Annotated in this window: 19 protein-coding genes and 1 tRNA gene; 10 read left to right on the top strand and 10 right to left on the bottom strand. The window is 65.5% G+C overall.

Going from position 1 to position 18,283, the window contains the following annotated elements:
- Positions 1-12: 12 nt before the first annotated feature.
- Positions 13-993, bottom strand: a complete 981-nt coding sequence (gnd, locus tag KIP89_RS09980) for a phosphogluconate dehydrogenase (NAD(+)-dependent, decarboxylating) (RefSeq protein WP_213755205.1) — start codon at positions 991-993, stop codon at positions 13-15.
- Between the two features lie 196 nt (positions 994-1,189).
- On the opposite strand from gnd, the gene KIP89_RS09975 reads away from it, so the two are divergent.
- Complete coding sequence (locus tag KIP89_RS09975) at positions 1,190-1,408, top strand: hypothetical protein (protein ID WP_213755204.1); 219 nt, start codon at positions 1,190-1,192, stop codon at positions 1,406-1,408.
- Positions 1,409-1,437: 29 nt separating this feature from the next.
- Here the strand turns inward: KIP89_RS09975 and KIP89_RS09970 are convergent, their stop codons facing one another.
- The 3 genes from KIP89_RS09970 to KIP89_RS09960 are packed head-to-tail and all read right to left on the bottom strand — an operon-like array spanning position 1,438 to position 4,803.
- Entirely contained in the window at positions 1,438-2,658 is a 1,221-nt protein-coding gene (locus KIP89_RS09970; protein ID WP_213755203.1) for an SAM-dependent methyltransferase, read from the bottom strand.
- A complete protein-coding gene (locus KIP89_RS09965) occupies positions 2,648-3,466 on the bottom strand; it encodes a DUF1365 domain-containing protein (protein ID WP_213755202.1) in 819 nt (272 codons plus the stop codon). Before KIP89_RS09965 ends, KIP89_RS09970 begins: the two co-directional genes overlap by 11 nt.
- Positions 3,463-4,803: an NAD(P)/FAD-dependent oxidoreductase gene (locus KIP89_RS09960; RefSeq protein ID WP_250152384.1), complete on the bottom strand. Its 1,341-nt coding sequence runs from the start codon at positions 4,801-4,803 to the stop codon at positions 3,463-3,465. The genes KIP89_RS09965 and KIP89_RS09960 overlap by 4 nt, the downstream gene beginning before the upstream one ends.
- A gap of 190 nt (positions 4,804-4,993) precedes the next feature.
- Between KIP89_RS09960 and KIP89_RS09955 the strand changes: the two genes are divergently transcribed.
- Genes KIP89_RS09955 through KIP89_RS09945 form a run of 3 tightly spaced genes read left to right on the top strand, consistent with a single transcriptional unit; the run spans position 4,994 to position 7,054 of the window.
- A complete protein-coding gene (locus tag KIP89_RS09955; RefSeq protein ID WP_369807098.1) occupies positions 4,994-5,572 on the top strand; it encodes a sigma-70 family RNA polymerase sigma factor in 579 nt (192 codons plus the stop codon).
- Positions 5,569-6,225, top strand: coding sequence for a ChrR family anti-sigma-E factor (locus tag KIP89_RS09950; protein WP_213755201.1), 657 nt, complete (start codon positions 5,569-5,571; stop codon positions 6,223-6,225). Before KIP89_RS09955 ends, KIP89_RS09950 begins: the two co-directional genes overlap by 4 nt.
- A 16-nt stretch (positions 6,226-6,241) precedes the next feature.
- Complete coding sequence (locus tag KIP89_RS09945; RefSeq protein WP_213755200.1) at positions 6,242-7,054, top strand: DUF1295 domain-containing protein; 813 nt, start codon at positions 6,242-6,244, stop codon at positions 7,052-7,054.
- A gap of 4 nt (positions 7,055-7,058) precedes the next feature.
- Here the strand turns inward: KIP89_RS09945 and KIP89_RS09940 are convergent, their stop codons facing one another.
- From KIP89_RS09940 to KIP89_RS09930, 3 genes are all read right to left on the bottom strand, one after another.
- Positions 7,059-7,475, bottom strand: coding sequence for a DUF2177 family protein (locus KIP89_RS09940; RefSeq protein WP_369807097.1), 417 nt, complete (start codon positions 7,473-7,475; stop codon positions 7,059-7,061).
- A gap of 150 nt (positions 7,476-7,625) precedes the next feature.
- Positions 7,626-7,701: transfer RNA gene (locus tag KIP89_RS09935), tRNA-Ala, on the bottom strand.
- Positions 7,702-7,860: 159 nt separating this feature from the next.
- Entirely contained in the window at positions 7,861-8,250 is a 390-nt protein-coding gene (locus KIP89_RS09930) for a TIGR02300 family protein (protein WP_213755198.1), read from the bottom strand.
- A 162-nt stretch (positions 8,251-8,412) separates the two neighbouring features.
- On the opposite strand from KIP89_RS09930, the gene aroA reads away from it, so the two are divergent.
- From aroA to KIP89_RS09905, 5 genes are all read left to right on the top strand, one after another.
- Positions 8,413-9,765, top strand: coding sequence for a 3-phosphoshikimate 1-carboxyvinyltransferase (aroA, locus tag KIP89_RS09925; RefSeq protein WP_213755197.1), 1,353 nt, complete (start codon positions 8,413-8,415; stop codon positions 9,763-9,765).
- Positions 9,762-10,382: a (d)CMP kinase gene (gene cmk, locus KIP89_RS09920; RefSeq protein WP_213755196.1), complete on the top strand. Its 621-nt coding sequence runs from the start codon at positions 9,762-9,764 to the stop codon at positions 10,380-10,382. The genes aroA and cmk overlap by 4 nt, the downstream gene beginning before the upstream one ends.
- A gap of 6 nt (positions 10,383-10,388) precedes the next feature.
- A complete protein-coding gene (locus KIP89_RS09915; RefSeq protein WP_213755195.1) occupies positions 10,389-10,883 on the top strand; it encodes a carboxymuconolactone decarboxylase family protein in 495 nt (164 codons plus the stop codon).
- A gap of 3 nt (positions 10,884-10,886) precedes the next feature.
- The gene (gene cobF, locus KIP89_RS09910; protein ID WP_213755194.1) at positions 10,887-11,693 is read left to right on the top strand and encodes a precorrin-6A synthase (deacetylating); all 807 of its coding nucleotides are present in this window, start codon (positions 10,887-10,889) and stop codon (positions 11,691-11,693) included.
- A 100-nt stretch (positions 11,694-11,793) separates the two neighbouring features.
- Positions 11,794-12,120, top strand: coding sequence for a hypothetical protein (locus KIP89_RS09905; RefSeq protein ID WP_213755193.1), 327 nt, complete (start codon positions 11,794-11,796; stop codon positions 12,118-12,120).
- Here the strand turns inward: KIP89_RS09905 and KIP89_RS09900 are convergent.
- The 3 genes from KIP89_RS09900 to KIP89_RS09890 form a co-directional block, all read right to left on the bottom strand.
- Positions 12,098-13,036 carry a RelA/SpoT domain-containing protein gene (locus KIP89_RS09900; RefSeq protein ID WP_213755192.1) on the bottom strand — a complete coding sequence of 313 codons (939 nt, stop codon included), beginning with the start codon at positions 13,034-13,036 and terminating at the stop codon, positions 12,098-12,100. The genes KIP89_RS09905 and KIP89_RS09900 overlap by 23 nt on opposite strands.
- A gap of 1 nt (position 13,037) precedes the next feature.
- Entirely contained in the window at positions 13,038-14,084 is a 1,047-nt protein-coding gene (locus tag KIP89_RS09895) for a DUF262 domain-containing protein (protein ID WP_213755191.1), read from the bottom strand.
- 68 nt (positions 14,085-14,152) lie between these two features.
- Entirely contained in the window at positions 14,153-15,826 is a 1,674-nt protein-coding gene (locus tag KIP89_RS09890; protein ID WP_213755190.1) for an EAL domain-containing protein, read from the bottom strand.
- A 609-nt stretch (positions 15,827-16,435) separates the two neighbouring features.
- Here KIP89_RS09890 and rpsA point away from each other — a divergent pair.
- The gene (rpsA, locus tag KIP89_RS09885) at positions 16,436-18,142 is read left to right on the top strand and encodes a 30S ribosomal protein S1 (RefSeq protein ID WP_213755189.1); all 1,707 of its coding nucleotides are present in this window, start codon (positions 16,436-16,438) and stop codon (positions 18,140-18,142) included.
- The last annotated feature ends 141 nt before the right edge of the window (positions 18,143-18,283 follow it).

The following is an 18,283-nucleotide window of genomic DNA, read 5'->3' as shown; positions in this document are numbered from 1 at the left end:
TGTTCGGCCCCGTCACTTGTTCTTGAATTCGGAATGGCCGCCGAACTGGAAGCGCATCGCCGAGAGCAGCTTCTCGCCGAAGGTGTGGTCCTGGCGCGAGCGGAAGCGGGCGAACAGAGCGGCGGTCAGCACCTCGGCCGACACGGCCTCCTCGACGGCGGCTTCCACCGTCCAGCGGCCCTCGCCGGAATCGGCGACCGCGCCGGAGTAATCGGTCAGCTTCTCGTCGCTGGTCAGGGCGATAGCGGTCAGGTCGAGCAGCCAGGAGGAGACCACCGAGCCGCGGCGCCACACTTCGGCGATGTCGGCCATGTCGAGCGAGAAACGCTCCTGCTCGGGCAGGTCGGTCGAGGCCTTGTTCTTGAGGATGTCGAAGCCCTCGGCATAGGCCTGCATCAGCCCGTACTCGATGCCGTTATGGATCATCTTGACGAAATGGCCGGAGCCGGCCGGGCCGGTGTGGATGTAGCCCTGCTCGACGCGCGGGTCGCGGGTCTCGCGGCCGGGGGTGCGGGGAATGTCGCCAAGGCCGGGGGCAAGGGCGGCGAAGATCGGGTCGAGCCGGTCGACCGAGGCCTTCTCGCCACCGATCATCATGCAATAGCCGCGCTCAAGGCCCCACACGCCGCCGGAGGTGCCGACATCCACATAGACGATGCCCTTCTCGCGCAGGCTGGCGGCGCGGCGGATGTCGTCCTTGTAGAAGCTGTTGCCGCCATCGATGATGACGTCGCCGGCCGAGAGCAGGCCGGCCAGTTCGTTCACGGTGCTCTCGGTCGGGCCGCCGGAGGGCAGCATGACCCACACGGCGCGCGGCGCCTCCAGCTTGGCGACGATGTCGGCAAGATCAGTGGCGGCGGTGTTGCCCTCGCTGGCAAGGGCCTCCACGGCAGCGGTGTTGCGGTCCCACACCACGCAGGAATGACCGGCCTGAGCAAGCCGCCGCGCGATGTTTCCGCCCATGCGGCCAAGACCCACGATACCGAGCTGCATAGATCTGTCTCCGGTTGTTACCCCATGCCGGCCAAGCCGAGCGAGCCGCACCCTAAGCCGGGTATGCGACAAATGAAACGTCCCCGCCGGTTCCGTTGAACATATCGTGCGCGGCGCATCGACGGCGGGCGCGAAACCGCGCGGCCAGCGTCCACAAGTGGGCACAGCGCGGGCCGGGACTGAGTTAAGGACAGTCATGAGAAAAACGGAAGAAACCGCGCGCGCGATCTGCGGCCTCGATCTGCGGGCCCGAGGCATCCGGGACGAAGAGGTGCCCGCCCTCGTCGACCGCTTCTGGCCGGTGCTGGCGAACGAGATCCGCCAGGGCATCGCGGTCGGCGCCTGGCCGTTCAGCGCCGCCGAGATCGAGGCGCTGACGCAGGAATATCAGCGCCTGCTGGCGCGCAAGCGTTAGCCGCGCGGTGGAGACCCGCGCGGAAACGCTCAGCCGCGCAGCTTGTAGAGACCGACATCGATGGCGCCGGAGCGGAAGCCGCCCTCGCAATAGGCCAGGTAATAGTCCCACAGCCGGCGGAATTGGTCGTTGAAGCCGAGGCGCTGCACCTCCGGCCAGGCGGCGTGGAAGCGGTGGCGCCACTCCGCCAGCGTCAGCCCGTAGCCCTCGCCGAAATACTGCGCTTCCTCCAGCGTCAGCCCCGCCGCCTGCGCGTGCTCGGCGATCAGCGCCTTGGTCGGCAGCATGCCGCCGGGGAAGACGTAACGCTGGATGAAGTCGGGGTTGCGGCGGTAATCGTCGAAACGGTCCTCGGCGATGGTGATGACCTGCAGCACGGCGGTGCCGCCGGCCGCCAGCCGCGCGCGCAGCGTCTCGAAATAGACCGGCCAGTAACGCTCGCCCACCGCTTCCAGCATCTCGATCGAGACGATCCGGTCGAAGCGCCCCTCAGTGTCGCGGTAATCCTGCAGGCGCAGCTCGACCTGGTCCTTCAGCCCGCGCTCGACCATCAGATCGCCGGCATAAGCGAGCTGCTCGCGCGAGAGGGTGAGCCCGGTCACACGCGCGCCGGCCTCGCCCATGGCGCCCGCAAGGTCGCCCCAGCCGCAGCCGATCTCCAGCACCGCGTCGCCGGTCTTCAGTTCCAGCATGTCGAGGATGCGGGCGATCTTGGCGCGCTGCGCCTCCTCCAGCGTCTGGTCGCGGTCGGCATAGATGGCCGAGGAATAGTTCATCGAGGGATCGAGCCAGAGCCGGTAGAAGGCGTTGCCGAGATCGTAATGGAACGAGATGTTGCGGCGGCTGCCGGTCTTCGAATTGGCGTTCAGCGCGTGGCTGACGCGGTTCCACAGGCGCAGCGGCAGCGGCGCGGAGAGTGCGCGCGCCATCTTCGGCTGGTTGAGGGCGGCAAGCTCGATGAAGGCGGCGAGATCCGGGCTCGACCAGTCCCCGTCGACATAGGCTTCCGAAAAGCCGATGTCGCCGGCGGTGATCAGGCGGCGGATCGCCCGCCAGCGATGCAGCACCAGCGTCGCTTCCGGTCCCGGCTCGTCGCCGCGCGCGGCGATGCGCAGGCCGCCGGGCAGCACCACGTTCAGGCGGCCCTGCGTCAGGGTGGCCAGCAGCCGGGACATCACGAACCGGCCGAGCCAGGCGTCGCGGCGTGCGGGCCGGGCGGTCGCCGTGGCGTGGTCGCTATCAGTCAGCATGCACGATCCTCGGGGAATGCGGGGCGGTGGGGAGCGAGACCGGCTCGGCCGGCAGCGGCGGCCGCTGGCGCAGCCGGATGCCCTTCGCCCAGATGAACAGGGCCTCCCAGTGAATGCCGGCGATGACCTTCAGCGTGAGCAGCGGATAGGCGAACAGCGCGCGCATCAGCTCCCGGTCGGTCAGCGCACGACGCCGGGCGCGATGGGCGGCGATCAGCACCGGCCCGTCACTATCGCGGGCGCTGATGATGACGGTGAAGGCCGCGCCGGGCGGCTCGACGCGGAAGGCATAGTCGAGCCCCATATCCATGAAGGGCGACACATAGAAGGCCTTGGCCGCGCTCTGGCGGATGGTGCCGCCCGCGCTCCCGCCATCCACCGGGATGAAATAGGAATGGCGCTGGCCGAAGGTGTTGTTGACCTCATAGAGGATCGCCGCCAGCGCGCCGTCGCGGCGGTAGCAGAAATACATGCTGAGCGGGTTGAAGGCATAGCCGAACAGCCGCGGCATGGTGAGCAGCCGCACGGCGCCGCCATCGGGCTCGATCCCGGCCGAGCGCATCACCGATTCGACATAGGGCTTCAGCGCCGTGCCGTCGCCCCGGCCGTAATCGGCATCGCGCAGGCTGAACAGGTTGAAGCGGTTATGCGAGAACAGCCGCAGCCGGTCGCCGAGCCGCGGCAGCTCGTCGAGATCGAGCAGCAGCGAGAACAGCCGGTAGCGCAGCCGGTGGCGGCGCGGCTTCAGGCGGGAATGAATCACCGAGCCGGCAAACAGCGCGGACGCGCCTTGGTCGCCGGGACTCATGCTGCGACCCCGCCACGCTGACGCAGGGGCGCCGGGCCGATATGGATGCGCGCGCTTTCCTCGTCCACGCTCCAGGGCCGGCGCACGCCGCCCAGGGCCTCCGCGACGGCGAGCCCCGCCTGCAGGCCGTCCTCGTGGAAGCCGGCACCGAAATAGGCGCCGCAGAACCACACGCCGCCCTCGCCCTGCAACGACCAGAGCTGCTTCTGGGCCGCCATGGCGCCGGTATCGAACAGCGGGTGCCGATAGGTCTGGCTGTAATGGATGCTCGCGGGATGCGGCGTGCGGACGGGATTGAGTGTGACGAACATCGGCGGGCTGGCCGGCAGATTCTGCAACTTGTTCATCCAGTAGGTAACGGACAGTCCCGCCGATCGGTTCCGTTGCGTCAGATAGTTCCACGCCGCCCAGGCCGACCGCCGCACGGGCATCAGGCCGGGATGGCTGTGCAATATCGCCTCGTTCACCGAATAGCGGAAGGCCCCCAGCACCTCGCGCTCGCGCGGCGTCGGCGCTTCCAGCAGATGCAGCGCCTGATCGGCATGGCAGGCGAGCACCACCTCGTCAAAGCGGCGGCGCTCTCCCGCCCGGTCCACGACCTCGACGCCGAGCGGGCCGCGCCGGATGGCGGCCACCGGCGTATGGGTGACCGTCTCCCCGCGCATGGCGCCATGCAGGCGTTTGACATATTCGCGGCTGCCGCCGCGCACGGTGCGCCAGATCGGCCGCCCGGTGATCTTCAGCAGGCCGTGATTCTCGCAGAAGCGGGTGAAGGCCGTGAAGGGATAGCGCCCGACCTCGCCCGCCGGGGTCGACCAGATCGCCGCCGCCATCGGGTAGAGGTGATCCTCGCGAAAGGCCTCGCCATAGCCCTTGGCGTCGAGATAGGCGGCGAGAGTGCCGTCGAAGCCCGGCGCATCGCCGGGCGCCTCGCGGTAGAAGCGCAGCAGGTCGCGCAGCATCGACCAGTAGCGCGGGCTCACCAGATTGCGCTTCTGCGCGAACAGGCCGGCGAGGCTGGTGCCCGAATATTCCAGCCGCCCCTCATCCAGCGAGACGGCGAAGGACATGTCGGTCGCCTCGGTGGCGACGCCGAGATGGGCAAAGAGCGCGGTGAGGTTGGGATAGGTCGAGGTGTTGTAGACGATGAACCCGGTATCGATGGCGAGCCCGCCCGCGTCGCGGGTATGCGCATGGCCGCCCAGCCTTGGCTCCGCCTCGAACAGCGTGACATCATGGGCCTGCGACAGCAGCCAGGCGGCCGAGAGGCCGGAAATGCCGCTGCCCACCACCGCGATGTTGAGACGGCGGTGCGGCGAGGCAGGTTCGATGCGCAGATTCACCGGTGATTTCTCCGGGCGGTGGGATCGGTGTCTTTTGCGCTATACGTTGTCGAGCCGGCGTCAGATCACCGAAGGGTAAGGTGATCCGCCATCCGGCAAGGTGCGTAAGAGGGGCATGAATGCTGAGCCAGTCATCCATCATGCGAAACGGTTGCGAAGCCGCACAGGGTTGCGGAGCGCGATCGTGACGGATGTTGCCTTGGGCGGCGCCATGCCGAATGGGGAAGAATTGGACCGGCTTATCCAGCTCATCGCGTCAGAGCGCGACAAGCAGGCCTTTGCGCTGCTCTACAAGCACTTCGCGCCCCGGCTGAAAGCTTTCCTGCTCCGCCAGGGCCTCGCGGCCTCGGTCGCCGAGGAGCTGGCGCAGGAAACGATGCTCTCGGTCTGGCGCAAGGCCTCCTATTTCGATCCGCAGCGTGCCGGCGCGGCAACGTGGATCTTCACCATTGCCCGCAATCTGCGCATCGACCATCTGCGGCGCGACCGTTCCGTCTCGACCCCTGACCCGGAGTCGGAGGACACGGTCGACGACGGCGAGACGGGCGAAGCGTTCGTCTTGAGGGCCGAGCGCGAGGAACGCCTGCGCACTGCCATGAAAAGCCTGTCTCCCGAACAGGCGGCCATCGTCCGCCTCTCCTTCTTCAACGACAAGCCGCATTCCGAGATCGCCAGCGAGCTTGGCCTGCCCTTGGGCACGGTCAAATCGCGGGTGCGTCTCGCGCTGGGAAAGCTGCGCACCCTGCTGGAGGGCCAGCTTTGAGCATTCAGCATCATCCCAGCGACGAGACGCTGCTGCGTTACGCCGCCGGCCGCCTGCCCGTGGCGCCCGGTCTGGTGGTCGCCACCCATCTTTCCGGCTGCGTCGAATGCCGGGCGCGGGTCGCGACCTTCGAGGCCATGGGCGGCTCGCTGCTGGAGCAGGTGACGCCGGAACCGATGGAGCCGGAGGCGCTGGCGCGGCTTCTCGCCCAGATCGACGCTCCCGCCCCGCCGCCGCGCGCGCCCGCGCCGCGCAAGCCATTGCCGACGCTGCCCGGCGGGATCCTCCTGCCCCGCGCGCTACGCCATTGCGAGATGGGCCGATGGCGCTGGCTCGGGCCGGGCGTGCGCGCCTCCTCGCTGACCATTGCCCAGGATCCCTCGGCCCGGCTGACGCTGCTGCGGGTCGGTCCGGGGCGCAAGCTGCCCGAGCACGGCCATACCGGGCTGGAATTCACCCAGATCCTTTCCGGCTCGTTCTCGGACGGGTTCGGCCGCTACCGGCCGGGCGATCTGAGCGAGATGGATTCGGAGATCGACCACCAGCCGATTGTCGATCCCGAGGGCGAGTGCATCTGCCTGACCGCCATGGAAGGCGAGATGCGCATCGGCGGCATGTTCGGCCGCCTGCTGACCTCCTTCGCGCGGATCTGAGCGGGTGCCGCCCCCGATGGCCGGCGCCCTCCTCCTCCTCCTCCTCCTCGGCGTGCTGGTGTTCATGGCGCTGGCCATGGGCTTTGCCTGGGCGCTGGCGCGCGCGACCGGCCGGCATGGCTGGGTCGACACCATCTGGTCCTTCTCGGTGGGGTTGGCGGGCGTCTCGGCGTCTCTGGCGCCGCTCGCGGCTGATTCGCCGAACCTGCGGCAGATGGTGGTCGCGGCGGTGGCGGCGCTGTGGTCGGCGCGGCTCGGCGCGCACATCCTCGCCCGCACGCTGAAGGGCGGCGATGATCCCCGCTACGCCGCGCTGGTTCAGGAGTGGGGTTCGAACGCGGCGAGCCGGCTCTTTCTGTTCCTGCAGATCCAGGCGCTGTGTGGCGCCGTCCTCGTGCTCGCGGTGATGGCCGCCGCGCGGGCGCCGATGCCGTTCGGCAGCGTCTGGGACATTCTGGGGCTCGCGGTGATCGCGACGGCGGTGGCGGGCGAGACGCTGGCCGACCGCCAGCTCGCCGCCTTCCGCGCCGACCCCGCTAATCATGGCAAGGTCTGCGATGCCGGCCTGTGGGGCTGGAGCCGGCACCCCAATTACTTCTTCGAATGGATGGCGTGGGTCGCCTACCCGCTATTCGCGATCGACGCCAGCGGCGCCTATCCCGCCGGCTTCGCGGCCCTTTTGGGCCCGGCGCTGATGTATTGGCTGCTGGTGCACGCCTCCGGCATTCCGCCGACGGAAGCGCATATGCTCCGCTCGCGCGGCCAAGCGTTCAGGGATTACATGGGGCGGGTCAACAGCTTCTGGCCGGGTCCGCCGAAGCGGCGCTGAGGGGTCAGATCCCGATCCACCGCCCAAGCGTGCGCGCGGCGAGATAGCCGAGCGTGGCCGACATGCCGGTGACGAAGGTGCCCCACGCCATGTCGATGACCGTCAGGGCGAGCGGCCAGTTCTTCAACGTCGCCTGATTCGTCAGGTCGTAGGTGCCATAGGCCATCAGCCCGAACAGCAGGCCGAAAATCAGCGCCGTGCTCCATTTGCCCGAGCCGATGGCCGGGTGAATGGCGAAGATGACGATGCCGGCGACATAAAGCAGATAGAAGGCGGCGGCCGGGGCGAAGCTGAACCCGTCCTGCACCAGATCGCCCATCAGCGGCCGGTAGATTCGGTCCGCCATGGTGCCCAGCCAGACCGCGTCAAACGCGAGAAAGACGAGGCCGGCCATCAGATAGGACAGGATATAGATCGACACGGCGCTTCCCCTTGGCCCGGAACTCATGGCGGGTACGGGGCAGCAGGGGCGCTGGATCAGGCGACGCCCGCGGCGCGGGCGATCCGGGCAGGGCGTCGGCTGGACGGCCGGGCCTTACGACCGCGCATTTTCGTAGGGAAATCAGAGAATTGGTGGAGCCAGGCGGAATCGAACCGCCGACCTCTTGAATGCCATTCAAGCGCTCTCCCAACTGAGCTATGGCCCCACCGGGGGTTGCCGGGTCGCGCCTGGCCGAAGCGGGCGCTTTGGGTGTTTCTCCCGGCGAGCCGCGCTGGCATCAGCCAGAGCGGGATGGTCGTAAAGCACATGGCGGATGAGACTGCAAGGGCCGTCTTGAAGACTCTTGCGCCATCCCCAGGGCTTTTCAGGTTTCCTCGTCGTCCTCGATGCCGTCGCCGATCAGATCGATGACGTCGTCGTCGGCATCCTCGTCTTCTTCGAGGAAGGTGTCTTCGTCATCGGCCTCGACCTCGTCGTCAATGTCGATGTCGTCATCGGTCGCGACAACCTTGGCCGCGCCGGTGGCTTCCTCATCGGCATCCTCGAGCGAGACCAGTTCGACCTCGGCCGTCTCTTCGACCTCGGCTTCCTCGGCGGGACGCACGGGTTCGGCGCGGCCGCCGCGGGTCACGGGGGCCGTGATCGGCACGATCTGCCCGGTATAGGGCGAGATCACCGGATCCTTGTTCAGGTCATAAAACTTCCGCCCGGTGACAGGGCAGATTCGCTTGGTGCCAAGTTCAGCTTTCACCACGGTTCGGAACCTCGGAAAGTGGTGATTAAGGGGTGCTCCCATTGAACCGCCCGTTCTGTGGAGTCAAGCGCGCATTTGCTGGTCGTGACGCGGATGACACCCTCGTGCTAGGAGGAGCCCGCATTCGACCCGGCGATGCCGAGCCGCCAGAAAGGCCCTTCGATGAGCAGCCACGCCTCCGCTCCCGTCCCCGCCGCCTCAAGACTTTCGCCCGCCCTGAAGGGCCGGGTGCGGGTGCCCGGCGACAAGTCCGTGTCGCACCGGGCGCTGATCTTCGGGACGCTGGCGGTGGGCGAAACGCACATTACCGGCCTTCTGGAAGGCGAGGATGTTCTGAACACCGGCCGTGCCTGCGCCGCGCTCGGCGCCACCGTGGAGCGGCTCGGCGAGGGCGAGTGGCGGGTGAACGGCGTCGGTGTCGGCGGCCTGACCGAGCCCGCCGGCCCGCTTGATTTCGGCAATGCCGGCACCGGCTCGCGGCTGATGATGGGCATGGTGGCCGGAAACCCGATTACCGTGACCTTCGACGGCGATGCCAGTCTCCGCCGCCGGCCGATGCGGCGTATCCTCGATCCCCTTGAAAAGATGGGCGTTCAGGTGATCGAGGCGGCCGAGGGCGGGCGCCTGCCGCTGACCCTGAAGGGGCCGCGCGAACTGGTGCCGATCACCTATGAGAGCCCGGTCGCCTCGGCGCAGATCAAGTCCGCCGTGCTGCTGGCCGGGCTGGGCGCGCCGGGCGAGACGGTGCTGATCGAGGCCGAGGCGAGCCGCGACCATACCGAGCGCATGCTTACCCATTTCGGCGCGCAGGTGAGCGTCGAGCCGTACGGCGCGCATGGCCGCAAGGTCACGCTGAAGGGCCGCCCGGAGCTGAAGCCGGCGCCGATCCATGTGCCGGCCGACCCCTCTTCCGCCGCCTTCCCGATCGTCGCCGCGCTCATCGTGCCCGGCTCGGAGATCGTCGTGGAGGGGGTGATGACCAACCCGTTGCGCACGGGATTATTCATCACTCTCAAGGAGATGGGCGCCGAGATCGCTTATGAGAACGCGCGCGTCGAGGGCGGCGAGAACGTCGCGGATATTCGGGTGAAGTACAGCGGACGGCTGCGCGCGGTCGAGGTTCCGCCCGAGCGGGCGCCTTCGATGATCGACGAATATCCGGTGCTTGCGGTCGCCGCCGCCTTTGCCGAGGGGACGACGCGGATGCGCGGGCTGTCGGAGCTGCGGGTCAAGGAATCCGACCGTTTGCTGGCCGTTTCCAAGGGTTTGGACGCGGCGGGGGTGGTGAACCGGATCGAGGGCGACGACCTCCTGGTCGAGGGCGCGGGCAGCGCCGCCGGCGGCGGTACGGTGGAAACCCATATGGACCACCGCATCGCCATGAGCTTTCTGGTGCTCGGCCTCGCCACGGCTAAGCCCTTGAATGTGGACGATGTTTCCTTCATCGCCACCTCCTTCCCGAGCTTCCTGCCGCTGATGCGCGGCATGGGGGCGGTGATCGAGGCGGCGCTGTGATCATTGCCATTGACGGTCCCGCCGCCTCCGGCAAGGGTACGATCGCCCGGCGGCTGGCGGCCCATTACCGGCTGCCGCATCTCGACACCGGGCTGCTGTACCGCGCGGTGGGGGCGGCGGCGTTGGAAAAAGCCGTTGATTTTGAAGACGTTGCAGCGATGGCCGGGCTGGCTGAGGGGCTCGACCTCGCCGCCCTCGATCCCGAATCGCTGCGCGCCGGGCCGGTCGGGGAAGCCGCCTCGCGCGCTGCCGCGATTCCACAGGTGCGCGCCAAGCTGTTGACATTGCAGCAGAATTTCGCGCATCAGCCGGGTGGGGCGGTGCTCGACGGGCGCGATATCGGCACGGTGATTGCCCCCGACGCGGCGGTGAAGATCTTCGTCACCGCCACCCCCGAGGCCCGCGCGGCGCGGCGCTTCCGCGAGCTGGCGGCGCGCGGCGAAAAGGTCACGCCGGAGAGCGTGCTGGAGGATATTCGCAAGCGCGACCAACGCGATAGCTCGCGCACCAGCGCCCCGCTGGTGGTCGCCGCGGATGCCGAGATCATCGACAATACCGCGCTCGACGTCGCCGCGAGCGTGGCCGCGGCGCTGGCCATCGTCGAGCGTCGGAGGTAATTCAGTATGGTAAATCCGGTGGAGCGTGAGACCGGTGAGGCGGACGATCAGGCCGGTCAGGCCGATCCGTCCACTGATCCGTCCGGCGCCGCGCTGCCGCAGGACCGCCTCGCCCGTGGCCAGGCGCTGCTGGCGCGAATCACCGGGCGTTCCGGGGCGCAGGTGATGGACAGCCTCGGTGACATCGCCCCGGATTTCGCGCGCTATATTTTCGAGTTCGGCTATGGCGACATCTATGCCCGGCCCGGGCTCGATCTGCGCACCAGGCTGATCGCCACCGTGGCGGGGCTGGTCTGCCTCGGCCATGCCGAGCGCGAGCTTGAGGTGCATATCGGCTCGGCGCTCAATGTCGGGGCGAGCCGGGAGGAAGTGGTGGAGGCGATCATGCAGATGGCGCTCTATGCCGGCTTCCCGGCGGCGCTGAACGCGCTGATGGTCGCCAAGCGGGTTTTTGCCGCGCGCGATGCCGCCCCCGCCCCCCCTGTCCCCCCCGCGCGCTAGCTCATGCGCCGCCTGCTCGTCATCGGCATCGGCATGGGGGAGGCGGATCACCTCACCTTTGCCGCCGCCCGCGCGCTGGCGCAGATCGACCTGTTCCTGCTGCTCGACAAAGGCGAGGCGGCCCATCCGCTGGTCGCCCGGCGCGAGGCGCTGATCGCTCGCTTCGCCAAGCCCGGCCACCGGCTTTTCCGCGCGCCCAGCCCGCGCCGGCAGCGCCCGCCTCTGCCGGGGGCGGCCCTGCCCCATCTGGAGACTTCCCCCGCCGCCTACCGCGCCAGCGTGGCGGACTGGCATGGCGAGCGCGCGCAGCTTCTCGCCGCCGCCATCGCCGGGGAGCTGGGGCCGGAGGAGACCGGGGCGATCCTCGTCTGGGGCGACCCGATGCTCTATGATTCGACGCTGCGCGTGCTGGCGGCGGCGGGCGCGCTTCTGCGCGATGGCGGCCATGAGGGCTTCACCCTTGCCGTGGAGCCCGGCCTCTCCGCCCTGCAGCTGCTCTGCGCCGCCCATGCCATCCCGCTCAACGGGGTGGGCGAGCCGGTGCTGCTCACCACCGGGCGGCAGGTGGCGGAACAGACGCCCGACGCCCCCGCCTTCGCCGTGATGCTCGACGATGGCAGCGGCCTTGCCGCGCTGGCGGCGCGGGGCTGGCCGGGCGAGCTGTTCTGGGCCGCCAATCTCGGCACCGCCGACGAGGTGCGGATCGCCGGCCCGCTCGACGCGGTGGCCGGGCCGATCCGTGAGGCCCGCGCGCGGGTGAAGGCGCAGGCCGGCTGGGTCATGGATGTGTGGCTGGCGCGGCGGGTCTAGCGCATTCGCGCGCGCCGGTTCGCGCGTGCGGCGTTGCCCCTTCGCCCGTCCGGGTTTCGGGCGCATGATGGGGTGACCGCCCGGCGGTCAGGGAGACCCCATGATGACCCCGCCATCCCGCTCGATCACCCCCGCTGTGCCGGTTCTGGACGCCACGATTACGGGCGCCTCTCGCACAGGCGCGTCTTCTGCCGGGGAGCGCCCCGCGCCGGGCGAGGCGCCATCAGGCCCGGCCCGCGCCGCCCATCCCGAGGAGATGAAGGCCAGTGCCGAGATCCGCCTCGGCCGCGCGCTCACTATGTCCGCCACCGCGCGCATCACCCCCGCCGGCATGATCGCCGTGGGGCTGGCGACCGGAGTGATCCTGCTGGGCGTCGCGGCGGTGGTGCGGGCGGGGAGGAGAGCTAAATATCAACAGTATTTCTGATCTTTTCAATTTGAGGGTATAATGAAGTCAATTCTGAGCTAACGTAATAACGTTTTTTGTTTGATTTCAAATCAAGAAGTTTAGCATTATATAATGCAACGATTGCTAATTGATATAATGAAACAGAACGCGGGAATTTTGAACCAAGAGAGCGGTAGAAATTATCAATTACACCTATTGCGGCGTCAATTCTATTTTTCTCAATGAGAGAGTTATATATATTTTCACCTAATCTCTTGCCGTTCTTTGGCCTCATCTCCGAAGGAATAACTCCGTCATAGATAAGTTCGTCTATTTTTTGTGTTATACGACTGCTTGCTATGGCAGCGTAACGGCCAACATATTTGACGTTTCTAGATTCAGTTTTGAATCTAGAAAAAGTCCGGTCGATTTTTTCAATGTGCGCCATTAATTCGGCGGCTAATCGACTCGCTCTAGGATCAAATTGATGGCCTTTATACACAACAGGATGTGTAATTTTGGACCATGCATGTTGAAGTATAGTCCTTATTTGAATTTCGAATATTATTTCATTAAGTCCAGTTCCGTTATAATGGTTGCTATTAAGTGAGCAATAAACTCTAGGGCAGTCGAAATCAAAAGTTCGTTCATCAATAAGGGTTTTGCCAGATTTAATTGATTTTACTTTAAAAGCTTTTCGTAGATAACTTATAACGTCCTTGGTCTGTGCAGAGGTATCGATAATGATCGAGAATGCAATAAGATCGTCAATCATCAAAAAGCTTGAATAACGACCGGTCTCGATTTTATCTCTAACTGAATCTACATTCTTGAGCCGATTGACGAGAATATACGATCGACTGTTGCAAAAATCGGACAATGCTTCTTTTGCTTGACCTTCAACTATCTCGATCATTTTTAATGAAGAAGCATAGGCTTGCTCCAAAGTACGCATATCAGGGTGCTCCGAGCACTCGCTTAATGGCGTTGATACGAATGCGCCTCGGTCCCGCGTCATTAGATGCAGCTCGAGCTGCACCTAGATACATGATCTCGTCAGCGTATTGATCGTTAGTCTCAGCCATTAACTCAACATGCTTAAGACGAGAAATCCACTGAGCCAGTTTTGTAGCAGCGACGTCTGGTGTAGGTGCTCCACCGTCTCTGTTTAATTCCACAACGGCTGCAAAAAGAGAATAAAAATCCGCCTGATTCCTAAGTCTGCTCGAGGTGATATAATTTCCATTATTTTGTCGGATTATATCAGCTATGTAACCGATATTTCTACGAAATTCCGCGATAGTGTCGTACTGACTAAGCCACTCTTCGTCACGCTCGCTATATGCTTTATCTATGTCAGTTTGTGACAAAGAGCGTTCACCTTGCTCCAAAAATAGAAGCATAGTTGACAAGTTCTCTACATCTTTCATCTGGCGCCTTGATTGAGGCGCAATATTAGGAAAATTTGGATAAAGTATTGTGTCTAGTTCGTTAGAAAGATCCTCGCATTGTGAAATGAAAATCCCCGAAAATCGCGCATGACGTAACTCTTGAGCCGTTAGCTTCGCGACGTTCTTATTTATTCTATTAAAAATGTCATTAATTAGTGTTTCATTTTCTTGCTCAATGAATTCGACAGAAAATGAATAGCGCCAAACTTCTAGTTTTGAATTATCGTCTAGTTCATCAAATATTTTTCCTCTCATGTTCATGTTTGGATAATCATCAGAGACAGATATCTTATTGTCGACAAAATCAAAAAGAGAGCTTAGGCGCTGTTTTCCGTCTACGACTTTGTAAAGAAATGATCCATTAATATTGATTTCTTCATATAAAAATATCGCAGGACAGGGATATCCCAAAAGGACTGTGGTTATAAAATCAACTTTGTAGCGTTCTGGCCAAACGCTTCTGCGCTGATACGGAGGCTCCAAATCAAGTTGTTCACGGACTCGAAGGTCATGTAACCAGCCAAAAGGACGAAATTCAGCACGTCTACGCATGTGACCCCCAACGTTCGGATAATTGTGCAATATTTAGCGGATCGATCAAGTCCTTTCGCGCCGCCCCCTCACGCCGCCTGGAACGGGACGACGTTGCAGGGGGCGCCGTATTGGGCGCGGTTGATGCGGCAGAAGGCGAGATAGGCGTCGGCCGGCAGGGCGCGGGAGAACAGCCAGCCCTGCGCCATCTGCACCCCGCTCTGGCGCAGATAGTCGGCCTGCTCGGGCCGCTCCACCCCTTCGGCGACCACGGTGAGGTGCAGCTCGCGGGCCAGCGCCAATATGTGCTCGGTCACATGGCTGGTCGGCGCTTCCGTGCCGACCACGTCGATGAACGACTTGTCGATCTTCAGCGCGTCGATCGGCAGGCGCTGGAGATAGCGCAGCCCGGAATAGCCGGTGCCGAAATCGTCGATGGCGATGAAATGGCCACGCGCGCGGGCCTTGGCCAGCGTCGCATGGGTGCCCTCGATATCGACGAAGCCGCGCTCGGTCGCCTCCAGCCAGATCTGGTTGGAGCAGATGCCGGTGCCCGCCAGCGCCTCCTCCAGCACGCCGAGCACCCGCCCGGTGGAGAGATCCTCGGCGCAGATGTTGATGGCGACGTGCAGGCGCGGGTCGGCCACCAGCGCCGCGCCGAGATCCTCGATCACCGCGCCGATCATCTGGTCGGTGATGGCGCGGATGAGGCCGGTCTCCTCGGCGAGCGGGATGAACAGGTCCGGCCGCACCAGCTGGCCGTTCGGCCGGCGCCAGCGCACCAGCGCCTCCGCCCCGACGCAGCGCCCGGTCGAAAGCTCGATGATCGGCTGGTAATGGGCGACGAATTCGCGCTGCCGCACCGCCGCCGCCAACTCGCCGCGCGGCGAGAGCCGCTGGCGCAGCATCCAGATCGAGGCGCCGGCGAACAGGATCGCCAGCACCGCGCCCAGCGGCAGCAGCAGCCGGCGCTGCCCCTCGATATGGGCGAGGAAGCCGAGCGGCGGCTCGTGCACCGTCACCTTCCAGCGCGGCGAGGCGGCGGTGGCGGTGAGCGGGGGCGGGGACGGCTCGGGCGGTTCCGCCTCGTCAGTGGCGGCGACCGCCCCCGGCACCGCGGCACCAGCGGAGGCATCCGAGCCGGACGGGACCGGATCGGCGGTGACGGGCGCGGCGGCGAGCAGGACGGCGCTGCGGTAGCGCGACGGAGGCCGCGTCGCCAGCGGGATGCCGCCGGCGGTACGCAGCTCGGCCTGCAGGTGTCCGTGCGGGAAGCCGAGGAAACGCTGCTGGTCCACCAGCACATGGTGGCCGCCCAGACTCATGATCAGGGTCGGCCGGTCGACGACATGGGAGGCGCTCCAGTTGACCACGAGGCCGATGCCGTCCACCGTCCGCTCGGCGATCTCGGACAGCACCATGCGCCGCATCATGGGACCGAACGTGTTGCACTCGACGATCTCGCGCGCGCCATAGGCGATGTTGTCGACCACCAGCGAGATGCGGTCGAGCTCGCGCATCCAGCGCACATGGCCCGGCGAGCAGGTGCTGAAATCGGTCGAGGCGATGGAGCGCAGCGTCGCCGCCGCCTCGGCATAGACCGCCTCGGCATGGGCCAGCACCTCGTGCGCCCGGTGCTCCAGCGCGTCCTGCCGGGTTTCGACCGCCAGGCGCCAGGAGGCGAGCAGCGTCGCCGCCAGCGGCACCGCGGTGCCCACGCCGACGATCGTGACCGCGAGCAGCAGGCCGCGCCAGCGTCTCACCCGAGCCTCTCCCGACTGCCGGACAGCCCCCGCGCGCCCCGCAGCCGCGGACGGGGCGCGGTCTCCTGGGCGAGGTCGCGGGCGACCGGTCGAAAATTCATGCACTTTCATACTAACACGCGATCATCCTGTCGTCGTCGGCAAGTCTGGCGGCACCCGGCCCGGAAAGGCGCCCGCCACGGCGCGATCACGGTCTCGCGCCTTGCCAGAAGCCTGCCCTTGCGCTATGGCATCGCGCGTCCGGGCGCCCATGTAATGAGCGGCAGCCGGGCGGGCCGGGAGAGCGGGATGCGCGTCTCCCGCTTCTGGAGGCCAGCCCGCCCCGTCGCACATTGCGCCCGCAAGCTCGCTCACGAGCCTTGCCGCTACCTTGCAGCCCGCCTGAGGGCGCTGCCGTGCGACAGGGGACATGTACCGCGTTTCCCGGTCCTGGTGATGCCGCGCCGCCTTCAAGGCGCGGGCACCGGACCTTATGAAGACGCCTCGACCGTCACGGCCATTGCGCCGGGTCCCCGCAAGGGGGCTGCTCCGGGAACTGCCAGGTCCCGGGGCCCGCGACGAGCGAGGCGACCCCAACCCGCACCGGCGCATTGGCAACATGGAGTCTTGATGTCCGCTACTCAAACCCTCAGCGCCGCGCGCGATGATTTCGCCGCGATGCTCGAAGAGAGCTTCAACCTGACCGAGCCGGCCGAAGGCTCGGTGGTCAAGGGCATTGTCGTCGCGATCGAGAAGGATCTCGCGATCATCGACATCGGCCTGAAGACCGAAGGCCGCGTGGCGCTGCGCGAATTCGCCGGCCCCGGCCGCGAAGACCCCATCAAGGTGGGTGACGAAGTCGAGGTCTATCTCGAGCGCGTCGAAAATGCGCTCGGCGAAGCCGTCCTGTCGCGCGACAAGGCCCGCCGCGAAGAGAGCTGGGTCCGCCTCGAAAAGGCGTTCAACGCGCAGGAGAAGGTCACCGGCGTGATCTTCAACCAGGTCAAGGGCGGCTTCACCGTCGACCTCGACGGCGCTGTGGCCTTCCTGCCGCGCTCGCAGGTCGACATCCGCCCGATCCGCGACGTCGGCCCGCTGATGCACAACCCGCAGCCGTTCCAGATCCTCAAGATGGATCGCCGCCGCGGCAACATCGTCGTGTCGCGCCGCACGGTTCTCGAAGAGACCCGCGCCGAGCAGCGTCACGAGCTGGTGCAGAACCTCGAAGAGGGTCAGGTCATCGACGGCGTGGTCAAGAACATCACCGATTACGGTGCGTTCGTTGATCTCGGCGGCATTGACGGCCTGCTGCATGTCACCGACATCGCCTGGCGCCGCGTGAATCACCCGACCGAAGTGCTGAACATCGGCCAGACGGTCAAGGTGAAGATCATCAAGATCAACCACGAGACGCACCGCATCTCGCTCGGCATGAAGCAGCTCCTCGGCGATCCGTGGGAGGGCATCGAGGCCAAGTACCCGGTGCAGGCCCGCTTCAAGGGTCGCGTCACCAACATCACCGACTACGGCGCGTTCGTCGAGCTGGAGCCGGGGATCGAGGGCCTCATCCACGTTTCCGAGATGAGCTGGACCAAGAAGAACGTCCATCCCGGCAAGATCGTCGCCACCTCGCAGGAAGTGGAAGTGGCGATCCTCGAGGTGGATCCGGTCAAGCGCCGCATCTCGCTGGGCCTCAAGCAGACCCTGCAGAATCCGTGGGATGCCTTCGCCGAGAAGTATCCGGCCGGCGCCACCGTCGAGGGCGAAGTCAAGAACAAGACCGAGTTCGGTCTGTTCCTGGGTCTCGACGGCGATGTCGACGGCATGGTCCATCTCTCGGACCTCGACTGGAACCGTCCGGGCGAGCAGGTCATCGACGAGTTCAAGAAGGGCGACGTGATCAAGGCGGTCGTTCTCGACGTGGATGTCGAGAAGGAGCGCATCTCGCTCGGCGTGAAGCAGCTTGCCGGCGACCCCTTCCAGGACTCGGGCGAACTGCGCAAGGGCGTCATCGTCACCTGCGAAGTGATCGACGTGAAGGATGGCGGCGTCGAAGTGAAGATCGCCGGCTCCGACATGACCACCTTCGTCAAGCGTTCGGAACTGGCCCGCGATCGCGGCGACCAGCGTCCTGACCGCTTCGCCGTGGGCGAGAAGTTCGACGCCCGCGTCACCCTGTTCGACCGCAAGGCGCGCAAGGTTCAGGTCTCCATCAAGGCGCTGGAAATCGCCGAGGAGAAGGAAGCCGTGGCGCAGTTCGGCTCGCAGGACTCGGGCGCTTCGCTCGGCGACATCCTGGGCGCCGCGCTCAAGAAGGCCTCCGAGAAGGCCGACTGATCGGCGTCTCGATCGGCTGATCGCACCGAAAGCGACGGGGCCCCGCCCCGCCGCCTTCCGGTGACCAGCACCAGATGGAACGGCCGGCGTGGCGACACGCCGGCCGTTTTGTTTTGGGGGGTGTTCTGTGCTATAGAGCCG

The organism is Ancylobacter radicis (assembly GCF_018449475.1).
Classification (GTDB): domain Bacteria; phylum Pseudomonadota; class Alphaproteobacteria; order Rhizobiales; family Xanthobacteraceae; genus Ancylobacter; species Ancylobacter radicis.
This window is presented reverse-complemented; position numbering and strand designations above follow the sequence as displayed.